Here is a 16,054-nt window from a genome sequence, read left to right on the forward strand (position 1 = left end):
ACTCCTTAAGATTGTTCTGCAAATAATTTTCTATAACGACGACATTGCTCAGCAGTCAAAGCAAAAATACCTGAACCGCCTTTTTGGAAAGTAAGCCAGTTGAAGTCAATTGTATTGAAGTTCTGACGCATTGCCCATTCAGAGTTACCCACTTCAATGACAATTAAACCATCTTCTGTCAAATAATCTGCTGCTTGAGCAAGCATTTTACGAACTAAGTCTAAACCATCTTGACCCGCTGCCAATGCAAGTTCAGGCTCATGTAAAAACTCTTCTGGTAGGTCAGCCATATCTTCGGCATCAACATATGGCGGGTTACTTACAATTAAATCGTACTGATTTTCAGCTGGAATCTTGGCGAATAAATCAGATTCAAGTAACGCAACTTGATATTGCTTATTGTGGTGTTCAACATTAATTGAGGCTACTTCTAAAGCTTCTTTAGAAATATCTGTTGCATCCACTTCAGCATCTGGATAAGCATAAGCTAAAGCCACAGCAATACAACCAGAACCTGTACACATGTCTAAAATACGTTGCGGAGTCTTAGGTTTGGTATTTTCTGGTAAGTTGTTGAGCGCTTCACGCATTTGACCATTTTCATCTAAGCAATATGGTGCAAAACGTTGCTCAATTAACTCTGCAATTGGTGAACGAGGAATAAGTACGCGTTCATCAACATAAAATGGCTTATTGAAGAAGTAAGCTAAATTTAATAAATAAGAAGTTGGAATACGGTCATTAATACGACGCTCCAGCAAGCTTAAGAATTCTGCTTTTTCACTTGGTAAAAGCTTAGCATCTAGAATTTCTGCATCTGCTGACCATTCAAGAGATAAGGTTTGTAAAACTAATGCAGAGCTTTCTGCAAAATAATCTTCAGTACCTTGTCCTAAATGTGCATCATGTTGACGTAATGCTGATACCCCAAAACGAATAAAGTCTCGAATTGTTGATAAATTTTCAGCAGCTTCCTGTAAATGTTCAGGGCTAATCGTCGGTCGCTCCACTTAGGCGTCTCCAAAGGCAAATTTTGCAAAGTGACTATTCTACTGAGTGAGACAAAGCAACGCAACGCTTTGCCTTATGAACCAGTGTTTTACATCTCAATCTAAAGAAATCACGGCTTTAAATTAGAATACTTTGTTTTAATTAAGAAATAATGAACTTTATAAGTAGCGCAATATGTAGTCTCTGAAACAAAAAAAGCGGCCTTTAAATACTGACCGCTTATGAACTCTAGTTGGCTTAAAGCTTAAGCTTTTCTGCAACATAATCGGAGTCTTTATCTCCACGTCCAGAAAGATTCACCACAATCATGGTTTCTTTCGGCAGCTTTGGTGCTTCACGAATTGCCCAAGCCACCGCATGTGAGCTTTCAAGCGCTGGAACAATTCCTTCTACACGAGAAAGTGTCATAAAAGCATCTAAACATTCTTCGTCGGTTGCAGTGCTATATTCAACACGACCTAAATCTTTTAAAAAACTGTGTTGTGGCCCAACACCCGGATAGTCTAGTCCTGAAGCAATAGAATGCACTGGTAAAGGTTCACCAGCCTCATTTTCAAGCACATAACACGCCATACCATGAATTTGGCTTGGTTTACCTAAAGTTAAGGTTGCCGAGTGCATATTGGTGTCTAACCCATGTCCAGCTGGTTCAACCCCAACGAGTTTTACATCCGAATCATTTAAAAATGCTGTAAACGCACCGATAGCATTTGAACCGCCACCAACACATGCCACCACATAATCTGGATTTTTACCAAAGCGATGGTGCGTTTGATCTTTAATTTCATTACCAATAATAGATTGAAAATCTCGAACCATTTTAGGAAATGGATGTGGTCCAACCACAGAACCAATGGCATAAATAAAGTTTTTAGGGTCTTTTAAATATTCTTCAAATGCGCTATCTACCGCATCTTTTAAGGTTGCTGTACCACGTGTAACTGCCACCAAATGTGCACCCAAAATTTTCATTTTGACAACATTTGGATGTTCTTTTTCAATATCAACTTGACCCATGTGAATTTCACACGGAATACCCACTAAAGCACACGCTGTTGCCAAAGCAACTCCATGTTGACCTGCTCCAGTTTCAGCAATGACTTTCTTTTTGCCCATATATTTAGCAAGTAAAGCTTCACCTAAGCAGTGATTAATTTTGTGGGCACCCGTATGATTTAAGTCTTCACGCTTTAAATAAATTTGTGCGCCGCCTAGCTGTTCTGAAAGACGTTTTGCATAAAATAAAGGACTAGGACGACCTACATAATTCGTAAAGAGGTCTGATAGTTCATTTTGAAATTCAGCTGTATGGCGAATTTCTTCATAAGCAACATTAATTTCATCCATTGCTTCTTTTAAATGTGGAGGAATAAATTGCCCTCCATACTCACCAAAAAATCCTTGTTCATTCGGTAAAGCAATACCATTAATTTGATGTTGCATATCATCCCTCTTTTTAAATTATTAAAGTTATCAAGTTTATCGAGAAAGGTAACGCGTTAAATCCTCAATGCCTTTTAGGGTCATTGGATACATATGGTTTTCAAAAATCTCTTTAATCCAACCAATTGTTTGTGTGTAATGCCAATACCCTTCTGTTTCAGGGTTTAACCATGCTGTTTTATCAAAATGCTGACGTAAGCGGCGTAACCAAATTTCACCTGCCTCATCATTCATATATTCAACCGAGCCACCTACCGATTTCAGCTCATACGGTGCCATACTGGCATCACCGACTACAATTACCCGATAGTCGCGTCCGTAAGTATGAAACAAATCCCATGTATTCATACGCGTAGCTGTTCTTCGATAGTTATCTTTCCAAACATAGTCATAGAGACAATTGTGGAAATAAAAGTATTCCAGTGTTTTGAATTCTGTTTTAGCTGCGCTGAATAACTTTTCACATTGGGCAATATGAGCATCCATTGAACCGCCCACATCAAACAACATCAATACTTTGATTCGATTACGGCGCTCTGGCACCATTTGAACATCTAAAATACCTTGCTTGGCTGTTTCCCGAATTGTTCCATCAACATCTAGCTCTTCAGCTGCACCTTGACGAGCAAATTTGCGTAAACGTCGTAACGCAATTTGCATCTGACGAGTTCCAAGGACTTGGTCGTCATCTAGGTTTTGGTATTTACGCTGTTCCCAGACTTTAACCGCCGAACGTTTACGCCCCGGCCCACCAATTCTGACGCCTTCTGGATGGTCACCAAAAGCGCCAAAAGGTGATGTTCCACCAGTGCCCACCATACGGTTACCACCTTGGTGTTTTTTATGCTGTTCGCGTAAGCGCTCTTCTAGCATTTTCATCAGTTCTTCTAAAGAACCTGCTTTTTGAAGCTCAGCTCTTTGCTCTGGTGTTAAATGCTTTTCGAAAAGTTCTAAATCGAACCAGTCTTTTGGTAGTTTATGGACTTGCTTGAGTAACTCATCGATATCAAAGGTTTCTATGCCATCAAAGTAATCTTTCATGGCACGGTCAAACTTATCAAAAAAGCGCTCATCTTTGACTAAAATGGTTTTAGCAAGCTGATAGAACTCTTCCTGATCGGCAAAAACTAAACCTTCACTTACTGCACGGTTTAAGTCAATGAGCTCACGTGTAGTAACTGGAACACCGTATTTACGTAAGGTGTAAAATAACCGCACAAACATGGGTTATTCCCTCCTTTAACGTCGTGACATGAAAGCCAAACGTTCAAGCAGTTGCACATCTTGCTCGTTTTTAATGAGTGCGCCATACAAAGGTGGAATCGCTTTTGATGTATCTCGATTACGTAATACATCTTCAGGCATATCATCTGCCATAAGCAGACTTAACCAATCGATTAATTCTGAAGTAGATGGTGGTTTCTTCAAATTAGGAATTTCACGGAGTTTGAAGAAAACTTGAAGTGCTTCATTTACTAAGGTTGCAGAGATACTTGGGAAATGTACCGAGATAATTTCACGCATAGTTGCTTCGTCTGGAAACTCAATGTAGTGGAAGAAGCAACGACGCAGGAACGCATCTGGTAATTCTTTTTCATTATTTGAAGTAATAATTACGATTGGACGTTGAGTAGCCGTAATCGTTTCGCCTGTTTCATAAACATAAAAAGACATCTTATCAAGTTCATGTAACAAATCATTTGGAAACTCGATGTCTGCTTTATCAATTTCATCAATTAAAAGCACACAACGCTCTTCACTGGTGAAAGCTTCCCACAGTTTACCGGGCTTAATATAGTTCTTAATATCGTAAACACGATCATCACCGAGTTGGCTATCACGCAAGCGGGACACAGCATCGTATTCATATAAGCCTTGCTGTGCTTTAGTCGTTGACTTGATGTGCCAAGTGATGAGTTTTAAACCTAGACTTTCTGCAACTTGCTCAGCAAGTAAAGTTTTACCTGTACCTGGCTCACCTTTAACCAATAAAGGCTTTTGCAAAGCACGAGCTGCTTTTACAGCAAGTTTAAGACTATCAGTCGCGATATATTGATCTGTACCGGTAAAATGTTGGGTATCAGCAGACATGTAGAGACCTTATTTTTCTATTTCAATGGTTAGATGGAACGCATGCTCTTGTTTGTTGAATATTTTGACCAACAATAGCCAATAACCAAACCTAGACCAACCACAAACAGAATTAAGGATAAATTTGACCAGATTAAAGGACTGTCTTTAGTTAACACACCAAACAGTAAACCAAAAATAGCTGGTGCTACAGATGCATTAGGCCCTTCCGAAACGGTTGGCGTCAATAAAATAGCAAACACAACTAACCAGCTTATTGCGCCAAAAGTAGTAGGTAAACGACGCATTAAACGCCACCAACACCACAAAGCAATAAGAGCGCCAACGCCATAAGCTGTTAAAGCAATGATTTCCTCAGGAATTGCATCGAGAGAAGAAAGTAATTGATTTAAAACTCCAGCTTGATCTTCACGCACCACGTAAGCCCTCTGGTTCAACTGCATTTGGGTTAATTAACCCTTCTGGCGGCATCTGAATAAAGAAACCTTTTGTTTGTAATGAGTCTAGAACATGTAAAACATTTACACGCGCTAATTTACGTGTTGGAGCCAATTCTAAATGCATGACAAACGTTGCACGACCAAATGCTTGTAAAACAGCTTCTGGAACTTTTTCAAACGGATCGGCTTGCTCCGTATCATCAGGATAGTTTGGACGAGCAATATAAATGTACATTTCATCTTTTTTGCTCGATCTATAAATATCACAGTGCATTTCAAATCAACTCTTGAACTAAGGACAGCATACATGAAAAAAAACAACAGACACACGCAGGTTTGTTTACGCATCAGTCGTTTTTTCTTTTCTTGCGAAATATTAACCCACAACAATCATTAAGGTCGACAAATAACTTTTAATTTTCTAAAGTTTTAAATTTTCTACCTTTAATAACCTATTAATTTTACATAAAAAATCCTTTGAACTACTTTTATAAAATGAAAAAATTACATTTTGAAAACAATCAAACTTTAATTTAACTGAAGTTAAACCAGTTTAATTTATTGAAAATTATAATTTTAATTTAAATTCTGCTTTAAATTAAACATTGGTAAGCTTTAACTTATGCATACAGGATAAGACATTATTTAACCGATTATAAATTCGGATGTGTTTCAATAACTATAGATCTATAAATAGGAGGTCTATGCTATGTCTCGTGGCGATAAATCATCTTATACAGCAAAGCAAAAGCGTCAGGCTAAACATATTGTTGAGAGTGAAGTAGATAGAGGTCATTCTCAAGAAGAAGCTGAACGTATTGCATGGTCTACCGTCAATAAACAAGATGGCGGTGGTAAGAAAAAATCACATTAAAATTACCACTAGATACTTCTTTGGTTAACTTGATGACTAAAGAAGTATCCTATTAATAAGCTAAACAAAGACTTTAAAAGACTCTTGAGCCTTGCATATAGTCATTACTCACCTGATTTAACGCACTCAAAATTAAGCTGTCATCTTGAGTAAGTAAGGCCTCATTTAAATGACTCATGTAATTCATTAATGTTTCTTTTGAAGCTTGCGCAAACTCGGTAGTGACTGCTTCATCTTCATATAAGATTACATAACTACGAGCAAATCCATAAATAAGATAAGTCGCTGATTTTTGGTTTAGATCTGGAGATTGTTTTAGATACTGCTCACACGCATTTTTTAAGTTTTTAAATGCATCCGTACCAGTAGATTGATTTTTGAAAGATGAAAGTATTGTTTGGAAGTTCATATCCATATTCCACTCAAAAAGTAAAGCTACAGAAGAAGTACAAGCCTGTCAAACAATATATTGATTTTTATAAATTTAGATTGTAAAAAATTATAAGAAACGCCCTAAAGTATGGGCGTCTGATAAAAAATTTAGAAACTAACTTCAATATTGACTGTTGTACCAGACTGTTCAATATTAGTTGAAACATTAAAACCTCGAGCTTTTAGCTCTTCTTCTACTTGGGTAATATGTTCAGGATGTAAGGCATCTATTGGAAATTGAAACACTGCTCGGCGTTTACCTTCTTTGGAAATTTCCTCAGTTCCAGATAAGATTTTTTCTAACAATATTGTTTGATCAATTTTTACATCTTTAGCATTTTTTCTTGCCTGTTCAGCATTAAAATTATTAGTCATGTTTATCTCTCTAGTTATTAGTAAGCTTTATTTATAGCATAAAAAATTAATTTCAATATTAACTTATTATTGATTTTAAAAACTTTTTAAGATTGCACAAATAAAATTAGAGGCCTCCTCTCCCCGAGAAGGCCTCTATATTTCTGCACCGAAACAAACTTATAGTTATATATTATTTATTTTGAAATTGTTTTTCTTGCTGCCAAGAATATACAGACCTGTATATATACGCAATTGAATTTTTCTCATGAATAAAGTTAATTTAATTCAGCATAGGTATATATAATTAAGATTAACTCATATTTATAGTAATTAAACTTTAAAAAAGTCCACTAATATAAAGCAAAGCTAAATAAAAAATTAAGTTCATAAAGCTGTGCTTATAAAAGAGTCTTATTTTAAAGTAATATTAACAAGTATTATTTGAATAAATATTAACCAAACAAACTATTTCTTAAATACAAAGAGTTTATTTGAACTAAAAACACCTTTATAAATTTAAAATAAGAGACTTGCCTTCTCTTCTGTAAATAGCTCAATAAGCGGTTTGGTGAGTAATTCGTAACGCCATCCCAACAAGTAATCAGGTAAATCTTGTTCGTCACCTTTAGAAAGCACATGCTGATGAATCGCATTTAACCATTTCTTACGAAGCAAAACTTCTTTTGGAATAGAGGTCTGCTCTATAGCATTAGCAATTAACGCATCCATTTTATCTAAAGTTTCTTTCGAAGTAATTTTAAAAGGTTTAGCAATTTTAGCTGGCCATTGCCCTTCTACTGGTAAGTCTTTTAAAAGATCCAGAATAATCTTGCCATATTCACGAACAACATTTGGACGAATATCTCTGACTTGAGATAATTGGAAATTATTACGCGGATTCTTTTCGACTAAATCAATCATTGTCGAGTTTCTAAGAACAAAACTACGTGGCTGGTTAGTTGCTTTAACTATATGTTCTCGCCATTCACTCAAATTCTGCAACTGCATTAATTGACGACGCGAATGTCGATAATTCCCTACATCTGTATAAAGCAATGAAGTTGGTGTTTCACTAATAATTTCTTTGGTGAGACTACTGCAATCTTCAACAACATAGTCGTAAAGCCCTTTTTGCTTAAGCTGCTCCTGAATATGGGTAGCCAATTGCATAAGATATAAAACATCATTTGCAGCGTAACATAGCTGTTGAGGAGATAAAGGTCTCGCCAACCAGTCTGAACGTGTTTGATCTTTTTCAATGTCAATGTCTAAACAAAGCTTTAAAGCACCTTGATAGCTGACTTGTAAACCATGTCCGAGAAAAGAAAGTCCAACTTGAGTATCAAAAACATTTAACAGGTTTTGTTCATCGGCATAGTGGTAAATTAAATCGATATCTTCACTACATGCGTGAAAAATATTTTTTTGAGCAACAAAGATTTTTTCCAAAACTCAGTTAAATCTAACGATACCCCATCCAACAAATATACGTTTTCGTTGACATTGACCTGACATACTCCAAGTTTAGGCCAAAGGGTGTCAACCTTAATAAATTCTGTATCAAGTCCATATATTGAACATTGATCCATTTGTTGAAGGACATCAACCAATTCGGTTTGCTGTTGGATAAACTGAAACATGCTTTCTCAAGTAAATGCAAAGAGTGCTTTAAACTCTGGTATATATAACATAGCAATAGAAAAATGCTACTGAATCTCGGATGAATAATCTATTTTTGAACAATTTCCCTAAAAAGAGATAATTTTTTGATCATTATTTTAAAGTTTTTCAATTTAACACCCTTATAAAATTTATTTTTCCACAACCGCTTCTTTTTAATTTATATATTCACTAAGTAATTTTTAAAAATATACTTTTGTCTTTTAAAACTATTTTTAATAATAGGATTGATTTTAAAAACTTTGAAATAAGCACCGAAGTACTTATTTCATACGCATGCGGTTATGAACAGCCTGACTTAATGTATGACTATCAACATATTCAAGTTCACCACCTTGTGGTACACCCTGAGCAATACGTGTCATATGAATAGGTAAATGTTTCGTGGCTTCGACCAAATAGTGTGCTGTCGCCTGACCTTCTACTGTAGCATTAGTTGCCAAAATAACTTCTTCAATAGTACCTTGGCTTAAGCGTTGAATTAGGTAAGGAATACCGATTTCCTCTGGCCCGATCCCATCTAAAGGAGAAAGATGACCACCTAATACATGGTATTTGCCACGGAAACTACCACTTTGCTCAATTGCCATCACATCTGCCGGAGACTCAACTACACAAAGCAGTTGATCTTCTCTTTCTGTTGAGGCGCAAATGTCACAAATTTCGTGCTCTGTTAAAGAGTGGCAAACACTACATTCATGAATATAACTTGATGCTTCATGTAGAGCATGCGCTAAAGCAAAGGCACCTTCACGATTTTTCATCAACAGATGTAAAGCCATACGTTGGGCCGACTTCGGTCCAACGCTAGGCAAAATACGTAAAGCTTGAACGAGTTGTTCAAATCTATCACTAAACACTGAATTTCCTTAGAACATGCCTGCTAAACCAGGAGGTAAACCCATACCTGAGTTAGCTTTTTGCATTTTCTCTTCAGAAATTACTTCTGCTTGACGCACAGCGTCATTAACCGCCGCAGCAATCAAATCTTCAATCATGTCTGGTTCATCTTGAAGTAATTCTGGATTAATTTCGATACGTTTTACGATATAACGACCAGTCATTGTTACTTTAACTAAACCGCCGCCAGCTTCAGCATGTACTTCAGTTTGAGCAAGCTCTTCTTTGGCCTTTTTTATATTTGATTCCATATCTTTTTGCATGCGCTGCGCTTGCTGCATGAGCATATTGATATTCATAAACCTAACTCCGTATCTCTATCAAATATGATTGATAGTCACATAACACTTCGGAACTTAAACTCTTTTATTACCCCTACCGATCATCAAGATCATTGAGGTCATTACGTTTAAATCAAAATTAATCCGCAATTCTGACACAATAAATTAATGTTTTCTATTGGTATCTATGAAACTATTTTCGTTAACTCATCCATTTAAAGTTTTCTATACAAAAGTTTTGAGACTTAGGAACCGGTTCTCTAATTTAACTGACGCTACTGTGAAGCTTGAAGATTTTTATTGTCAGGTTTGTATTCATTTAAAGGCATTTTTTGAAAAGAGGCATTTGCTTTTTCAATCGAATGATCGGCATCTTCAACTGATTTGTTCGCATCATTAATCAACAACACAGTTTCGCTGATTTGAGTTGGTTCATCTTTTTGGGCAAATACTCTATATCCAATTAAACCAATTGCCCCTATAGCGACTAAAAAAATTATAGGTTTAAGCATGGTTAAAACTCGCTTTGTTATTTTTATTAACTTTAGAACTTTTTTACGTTTCGATTTTAAAGTCATTTATAACAAAATGTAGTTTTTTTATTTCAATCGTTGATTAAAAGTAAAAATGAATTTAAAGAAAAGCCACACTAAAATAAGTATGGCTCAGTCTTAAATATCTAAATTATTTAGATTAAATCTAATCCGCGTGAGATATCACCAATAATATCGTTAATATCTTCTAAACCTACTGAAACACGGATTAAACCTTCTTGAATTCCCGCAGCTTGTTTTGCTTCAACAGAAAGTTTGCCGTGGGTTGTGGTCGCAGGGTGTGTGATTGTCGATTTAACATCACCCAAATTACCTGTAATAGAAATAAACTTGGTGTTATCAATCACTTTCCAAGCGCCTTCACGTTCACCTTTAACAACGAAAGAAACAATCCCACCAAAACCATTTTGCTGTTTTGCTGCAAGTTCATGTCCTTCGTGAGTTGGAAGGCCTGCGTAATAGACTTTCTCTACTTTTTCATGAGTAGACAACCATTCGGCAAGCTTTTGAGCACTTTCACAATGGGCTTTCATACGTAAACGTAAGGTTTCTAGACCTTTTAGGAATACCCATGCATTGAATGGACTCATAGATGGGCCCAAAGTACGGACAACACTAAAAACTTCTTCTAAAAGTTGATGTTTACCAACAACTGCGCCACCTAATGCACGCCCTTGTCCATCTAAATATTTAGTTGCCGAGTAAATGACAAGGTCTGCCCCAAATTTTAATGGTTGCTGTAAAACAGGTGTACAAAAACTATTATCAATCGCAAGCAATGCGCCATTTGCATGCGCAATATCTGCAAGTGCTTGAATATCAGCAATTTCAGCTAATGGATTTGATGGTGACTCAACAAATAAAAGTTTAGTTTCTGGACGTACTGCATTTTTCCATGCATCCAAGTCACGTAAATCAACAAATGTAATATCTACACCAAACTTGCCAATATATTTCTCAAATAGAGCGACAATTGAACCAAAAACAGCTCTTGAACATATGACATGATCACCCGCTTTTAGATAAGCCATAGCAATCGACAGAATTGCGCCCATACCAGAACTTGTCGCTACAGCACGTTCAGCGCCATCTAAAGCTGCTAAGCGTTTTTCGAACATCGATACAGTCGGATTGGTAAAACGAGAATAGATATTTCCTTGAACTTGACCAGAAAATTTTGCAGCCGCTTCAGCAGCATTTTCATATACAAAAGATGAAGTCAAAAAAATCGGTTCGCCATGCTCACCTTCAAAACTACGAGTATGTCCGGTACGAATGGCTAAAGTATCAAGTTGGTATTCTAAATCATCAGACTGGTTCATTAAATGTTCGCCTTTACTGGTCATGTACTAAAAACTATCATCATTTTGAGTGCCTAGGGTATTTAAGGTCAAGGTAAACCTGAAAATTATCGCTTAGACTTCAATCAATCTTTAGTATAGTTGGTAAAACAAGATGAAACGCTTAAAGTCCCTTGTCTCTGAACAAAGTCAAATCAAGCACCTCTCTACCCGACTATTCCACCCCAAAACACTGGTGTTGTCTCAAAGCACGCATTACGAAGTTATTGGTCAATTTAATGAAACTCGCATTCGTTACTATGCTGCTGCTCAAAAGCGCTTTAAAGAACCATTAGTATTTGTTGCACCTTTAGCGATTAATATGGCGATCTATGATTTATATCCTTATCGTTCTCTTATTAAACATTTCCAGAATGCAGGTTTCGACGTATACCTTGTCGATTGGGGACGTTTAGGATTTAAAGATAGACATCTAAACTTTTTATCATTTATTGAAGATTTTATTCCTAAAGCCATCGAGGTAATACGAACGCATTCAGGTAGCAATCAAATTTCACTACATGGATGGAGTATGGCAGGTATATTCGTTACTTTATATACAGCGCATAACCAACCTAATTATGTCAAAAACCTTATAGTGTTAGGCAGCCCTATCAATAGTTATGCATCTGGTTATATTGGGAAACTCTACAGAACCATAAATAATGCTATTAGTCATAATAAAAAACTTCAGCAACGTATTTATTCTGGTTTACCAAAGCGGTTGATTCATACTCCAGGTATTTTAAATTCTTTGGGTTTTAAAATTCTTGACCCTAAAGGCTGGTTCGACGGTCATATTCAATTACTCAAAAACCTTCATGACCTTCAATTTGTGCAAGAGCATGCCACATTAAGTAGTTTTTTAAACAATATGATTGATTATCCTGGTGGTATTAATCAGGACATGTTATTCAACGTATGGCTACAAAATCCGTTGAATCAAGGCTATATTCAATTAAAAGATAAAAAAATTGAATTAAAAAATATTGATTGTTCTCTTCTAGTCGGTGCAGGTCGTAGCGATCAATTGGTCACAGCAGATGCTGCTCAGCCATTAAGTCAATTAACCAGTAGCCAAGATGTGACATTTACCCTTATTCCTGGAGGTCATTTAGGACTGATGTCTAGCCAAGCAAGTGCACAAGAATTTTGGCCTAAACTGGCAGATTGGTTGACGGAACGTTCGACTAAAATTTAAAAACAACTACGAAAAAGCCCTGATATAAAGGGCTTTTTCATTTTTTATAAACCATAACTGTATATTTGATCAGTTTCGAAGATTGCTAATATTAGAAATCTTCAACATACAACCGAGTTAAAAAGATATCTTTTTAAATACAAAATACCCTACCTTACTTTCGAAACTCCCGTCTTTTTGAAGGTTGAAATATTTTCTGACGATATCTGATGCATTTTCTTGTAGATATTTAAGCGTTTTTATCTGATCTTCAGGTGTTTTCATACGCTGTACCCAACTATCAAAATCTAGCATGAGTGATTGTTTGTCTAAAGCAGTTAACTCAAAGCCAGCGTCCTCGATAAAGTAAACCCATTCTTTAATACTGTAATTTCTTACATGACTCGGGTCTCGAATCACTTCTATAGTTTGCAAAAAGGTATCTAATATGGGAAAACTTGAGCTAACAATATCAACAAAAATAACGGTACCATTAGGTTTTAAAACCCGGTTTATTTCTTTCATGGCCGTTGGTACATGTTGCCAGTGATGAGCAGAATATCGACTAATGACTACATCAAACTGTTCATCTGTAAAAGGCATATCTTCAGCTATACCTTGTTGTACAAAGATATTCTTTATTTTTCGGTCATTGGCAGCTTTTGAAACAGTATCGAGCATTTCATGAGATAAATCATAAGCAAAAACCAGATCAGCATGATGAGCAACGTTATAAGCCACATGACCACCACCACAACCTAAATCTAAAACAACCGCATTTGTGTATTTCTCAATTTCTTTAATAAATTTATCAAATTCAACCCCTTCAGAATGAGCGGTGCTATTCAAATAACTTAAAGATTTATTGTGGTACTGCTTTAAATTAATCTCATGTTGATTCAACATGGCTTATTCCTCTTTTTCGATAAACTAAACATAGAAGAAAAAACTGATAAAAAATAATGATTAGTTTTTAAATAATTAATAACCTAAAGTTATCAATAAATCGTAAAATTCACTATAAAAATAAGGAAACCACCTGCCGGTGGTTTCTTGAAGTAAAGAACAAGTTCATATTGAAAAATTTACTTAGATATAAATTTTATATTGAATTTTCTAGCTTGCTTACGAACCTCAGGATTAGTAGGTAAATTAAATGGACTTGAACGCCATATAGCTTTTTCAATACTTGATTTAAACTTTGGGTCTTCTTTATCAAGAAAAATAATTTGCTCAATTTGCCCTGTGTCAGTTAAAAAAACTTTAACACTAGCACTCATACCAGATGAAGATGATGGGACATCCCAAGTTCGAAAGATTTTTTTCTGATATTGTTGCTTATATTTTTCAGCTTCTAATATCGTTTTATCATCATTACTTTTTGGTGATGATAATGACTTAGTATTAATTGCGCACCCGCATAATAAAAATATAGAAGTAAAAATAATGATACTTTTCATTTATAAAACCAATTTTTTCAATGATTAAAATTTAACATTTTATCTTTTTAAAAACCACCAAACTGGTGGTTTTATACTTAGCAGCTTTTACTAAATAGAATGCTAGTAAATTTAATATTTCAGCTAATTGACCAGTTTATTTAGTTTAACTATTCAATTTCAAATTCTGTTCACTTATTAAAATGCTACCTCATAACGTGAATTGATATTTGAATGTTCAGGCATGTTAGCAATATCTTGCTCAGTAAAAATTCCATGCTCAGGTACTTTCGTTCCATTAAATGCGGTATTCACTGGAGTAACTGGTGACTTGCTAACATAATTTTCATCAGCTTTATGGGTGAGTGATGCACAACCATTCAGCGTCAGTACCACAGCAAAAGCGAATAACAATTTTTCCATACAGCCTACCCATTGTTGTAAAAAATAAAACAATCTATCAAATTAAACAAAAATTGTCATATATTTAAAACGATCAGATTTTAATCGTATTTTAACAAATCTTAATAAAATGCAAACCAATTTGCATAAAATGTTAAATTGTGTAAAATACCTAAATAATTTAACGATATGCTTTAACTTATGGCTTTTCTACTTTTTTTATTTTTATTATTTACATTCGTGCTTCTTTTAAATGCTCACTATAAATAAGTGGAGTATTTAGCTGTAAGCTATTATTTTGATGCATATTTTATTAGTTTAAAAACAAGAATATTTTCTTCTCATTCAGCCAACTTTTCAGTTTAAATTTATACAAAAAATAAAAAGCCCGCTTTGTAAGCAGGCTCTACCCTTTTGATTTTTTGCGCTGATCATTCAGGACTTTTGCTGTTTGTGACAGCGATCGGATATTACACTTATACTTAAATATTAAAAAGAATAATATTATTTAAATTGATGTTTTTACTCATCAAGTTCTATCGGATCACCATCTTCAGGGCGAATATGTCTTGTTCCGTCATCGGCAGGATCAACACTAGATCCATCCTTAGTGATCGAGTTATACATTTCATCCTCTTTTTTATCGTCTATAAATTCTTCATCTTCAAAATCAAGAGGCTCTTCATCATCTTCAAAGTTTAAAGGCTTTTCTTCATCTATCATGTGATTCATCCTTTTTAAGTTATGTCATCTCATGCTCAATTAAATACCGGATATATTCAACAGTGAACACACATCATTTATGTAACGAACACTTAAGAAATATTAAAAGATATAAAACTAAAAAGATGTTATTCGAAGTACTTTAAGAATTCCTCAATAACAGGCAAAGGGCCGAAACTTTGATGAGCCTTCGCTAACCTACCCATTCATGTTTTGACTTTATACAGAAAGCTTTCTTCGACCAAAGTCCCGCATTCGCTCCTGTACCCGTCTGTTTTAGCCATAAACTGCAATGACAGTAATAAATAGTTTTCATTTAAAGAAATATAGAAGTTTTCTTGATTACATAAACAAGAACCGATGTTACTCATATAGCGTATTTAATTCATCACTATGAAATTTTAATAATCGTTTTAAATATTTATTATGTATATATTTTTATTATTTAATCTAAAATAAAACATAACCAATTGATTTAATTTAAATTTTAAAAAAGATATTGATATGTAAAGCTTTTTTGTATTATAAGATAAAACATGATTTTAATAACACTTGAGTAATTAATAGTCATTGAAATATTGGGAATAAACCTTATATTGAGTACAGGTTCATACCTTAACTGAGGAAAAGCTCATGAATAAATTATTGGTTGCAGTATTCACTGGAATGGTATCTCTTGCCGGCTTCAGTGCTCAAGCTGCAACACCTGAGCAAGAATGTCAAAAATTGCAAGATGATTACAATTTGATTTATGCATCAAAAGGCTTTTGCTTTAAAGACCAAGATGCTAAAGAAAAATATGGTAATGAAAACTGTCATACGACTAAGCCAAAATTCTCTGATAAAGAGCAGCAACGTCTAGACGCAATTAAAGAACGTCAAAAAGAATTGAAGTGTAAATAGTACT

General features: G+C 35.0%; 19 protein-coding genes and 2 pseudogenes. 3 read left to right on the forward strand and 18 right to left on the reverse strand.

What is annotated here, in order from left to right; genetic code table 11:
* Nucleotides 1–5: 5 nt before the first annotated feature.
* The 6 genes from prmB to ABFY81_RS01985 form a co-directional block, all read right to left on the reverse strand.
* The gene (gene prmB, locus ABFY81_RS01960) at nucleotides 6–1,010 is read right to left on the reverse strand and encodes a 50S ribosomal protein L3 N(5)-glutamine methyltransferase (protein WP_019459074.1); all 1,005 of its coding nucleotides are present in this window, start codon (nucleotides 1,008–1,010) and stop codon (nucleotides 6–8) included.
* 238 nt (nucleotides 1,011–1,248) lie between these two features.
* Nucleotides 1,249–2,454, reverse strand: a complete 1,206-nt coding sequence (gene trpB / locus ABFY81_RS01965) for a tryptophan synthase subunit beta (RefSeq protein WP_077163971.1) — start codon at nucleotides 2,452–2,454, stop codon at nucleotides 1,249–1,251.
* A 36-nt stretch (nucleotides 2,455–2,490) separates the two neighbouring features.
* Nucleotides 2,491–3,678 (reverse strand): VWA domain-containing protein, encoded by a 1,188-nt coding sequence (locus ABFY81_RS01970; RefSeq protein WP_347912920.1) that lies wholly within the window; start codon nucleotides 3,676–3,678, stop codon nucleotides 2,491–2,493.
* A 15-nt stretch (nucleotides 3,679–3,693) separates the two neighbouring features.
* Nucleotides 3,694–4,545, reverse strand: a complete 852-nt coding sequence (locus tag ABFY81_RS01975; protein ID WP_004701808.1) for a MoxR family ATPase — start codon at nucleotides 4,543–4,545, stop codon at nucleotides 3,694–3,696.
* 29 nt (nucleotides 4,546–4,574) lie between these two features.
* Nucleotides 4,575–4,961 (reverse strand): hypothetical protein, encoded by a 387-nt coding sequence (locus tag ABFY81_RS01980; RefSeq protein WP_019459071.1) that lies wholly within the window; start codon nucleotides 4,959–4,961, stop codon nucleotides 4,575–4,577.
* On the reverse strand, nucleotides 4,954–5,259 hold the full coding sequence (locus ABFY81_RS01985) for a YcgL domain-containing protein (protein WP_100191556.1): 306 nt from the start codon (nucleotides 5,257–5,259) through the stop codon (nucleotides 4,954–4,956). The genes ABFY81_RS01980 and ABFY81_RS01985 overlap by 8 nt, the downstream gene beginning before the upstream one ends.
* A 435-nt stretch (nucleotides 5,260–5,694) precedes the next feature.
* On the opposite strand from ABFY81_RS01985, the gene ABFY81_RS01990 reads away from it, so the two are divergent.
* Complete coding sequence (locus ABFY81_RS01990; RefSeq protein ID WP_000086293.1) at nucleotides 5,695–5,859, forward strand: hypothetical protein; 165 nt, start codon at nucleotides 5,695–5,697, stop codon at nucleotides 5,857–5,859.
* Nucleotides 5,860–5,932: 73 nt separating this feature from the next.
* Here ABFY81_RS01990 and ABFY81_RS01995 read toward each other — a convergent pair whose 3' ends face one another.
* From ABFY81_RS01995 to ABFY81_RS02025, 7 genes and pseudogenes are all read right to left on the reverse strand, one after another.
* Entirely contained in the window at nucleotides 5,933–6,268 is a 336-nt protein-coding gene (locus ABFY81_RS01995) for a hypothetical protein (RefSeq protein WP_100191576.1), read from the reverse strand.
* Between the two features lie 131 nt (nucleotides 6,269–6,399).
* Complete coding sequence (locus ABFY81_RS02000) at nucleotides 6,400–6,666, reverse strand: hypothetical protein (RefSeq protein WP_004701816.1); 267 nt, start codon at nucleotides 6,664–6,666, stop codon at nucleotides 6,400–6,402.
* A gap of 498 nt (nucleotides 6,667–7,164) precedes the next feature.
* Nucleotides 7,165–8,288 (reverse strand): annotated as a pseudogene (locus ABFY81_RS02005) (HRDC domain-containing protein).
* 303 nt (nucleotides 8,289–8,591) lie between these two features.
* Nucleotides 8,592–9,188 (reverse strand): recombination mediator RecR, encoded by a 597-nt coding sequence (gene recR / locus ABFY81_RS02010; RefSeq protein ID WP_004701819.1) that lies wholly within the window; start codon nucleotides 9,186–9,188, stop codon nucleotides 8,592–8,594.
* Nucleotides 9,189–9,197: 9 nt separating this feature from the next.
* Entirely contained in the window at nucleotides 9,198–9,527 is a 330-nt protein-coding gene (locus ABFY81_RS02015) for a YbaB/EbfC family nucleoid-associated protein (RefSeq protein ID WP_002113538.1), read from the reverse strand.
* A gap of 257 nt (nucleotides 9,528–9,784) precedes the next feature.
* Nucleotides 9,785–10,021 carry a hypothetical protein gene (locus tag ABFY81_RS02020; RefSeq protein WP_004701821.1) on the reverse strand — a complete coding sequence of 79 codons (237 nt, stop codon included), beginning with the start codon at nucleotides 10,019–10,021 and terminating at the stop codon, nucleotides 9,785–9,787.
* A gap of 176 nt (nucleotides 10,022–10,197) precedes the next feature.
* On the reverse strand, nucleotides 10,198–11,385 hold the full coding sequence (locus ABFY81_RS02025; protein WP_347912921.1) for an O-succinylhomoserine sulfhydrylase: 1,188 nt from the start codon (nucleotides 11,383–11,385) through the stop codon (nucleotides 10,198–10,200).
* Between the two features lie 133 nt (nucleotides 11,386–11,518).
* Between ABFY81_RS02025 and ABFY81_RS02030 the strand changes: the two genes are divergently transcribed.
* Complete coding sequence (locus tag ABFY81_RS02030; protein WP_200029083.1) at nucleotides 11,519–12,604, forward strand: alpha/beta fold hydrolase; 1,086 nt, start codon at nucleotides 11,519–11,521, stop codon at nucleotides 12,602–12,604.
* A gap of 117 nt (nucleotides 12,605–12,721) precedes the next feature.
* Here ABFY81_RS02030 and ABFY81_RS02035 read toward each other — a convergent pair whose 3' ends face one another.
* The 5 genes and pseudogenes from ABFY81_RS02035 to ABFY81_RS02055 form a co-directional block, all read right to left on the reverse strand.
* Nucleotides 12,722–13,489 (reverse strand): class I SAM-dependent methyltransferase, encoded by a 768-nt coding sequence (locus ABFY81_RS02035; protein ID WP_174742323.1) that lies wholly within the window; start codon nucleotides 13,487–13,489, stop codon nucleotides 12,722–12,724.
* A 179-nt stretch (nucleotides 13,490–13,668) separates the two neighbouring features.
* Entirely contained in the window at nucleotides 13,669–14,043 is a 375-nt protein-coding gene (locus ABFY81_RS02040; RefSeq protein WP_086496259.1) for a cell envelope integrity protein TolA, read from the reverse strand.
* 177 nt (nucleotides 14,044–14,220) lie between these two features.
* Nucleotides 14,221–14,445 (reverse strand): hypothetical protein, encoded by a 225-nt coding sequence (locus ABFY81_RS02045; RefSeq protein WP_077165366.1) that lies wholly within the window; start codon nucleotides 14,443–14,445, stop codon nucleotides 14,221–14,223.
* Nucleotides 14,446–14,946: 501 nt separating this feature from the next.
* Complete coding sequence (locus ABFY81_RS02050) at nucleotides 14,947–15,147, reverse strand: hypothetical protein (protein WP_019459061.1); 201 nt, start codon at nucleotides 15,145–15,147, stop codon at nucleotides 14,947–14,949.
* Between the two features lie 128 nt (nucleotides 15,148–15,275).
* Nucleotides 15,276–15,518 (reverse strand): annotated as a pseudogene (locus ABFY81_RS02055) (hypothetical protein).
* Nucleotides 15,519–15,780: 262 nt separating this feature from the next.
* Between ABFY81_RS02055 and ABFY81_RS02060 the strand changes: the two are divergent.
* Entirely contained in the window at nucleotides 15,781–16,050 is a 270-nt protein-coding gene (locus tag ABFY81_RS02060; protein ID WP_004701840.1) for a YARHG domain-containing protein, read from the forward strand.
* The last annotated feature ends 4 nt before the right edge of the window (nucleotides 16,051–16,054 follow it).

The organism is Acinetobacter sp. WA-87 (genome assembly GCF_039938935.1).
Taxonomy (GTDB): domain Bacteria; phylum Pseudomonadota; class Gammaproteobacteria; order Pseudomonadales; family Moraxellaceae; genus Acinetobacter; species Acinetobacter seifertii.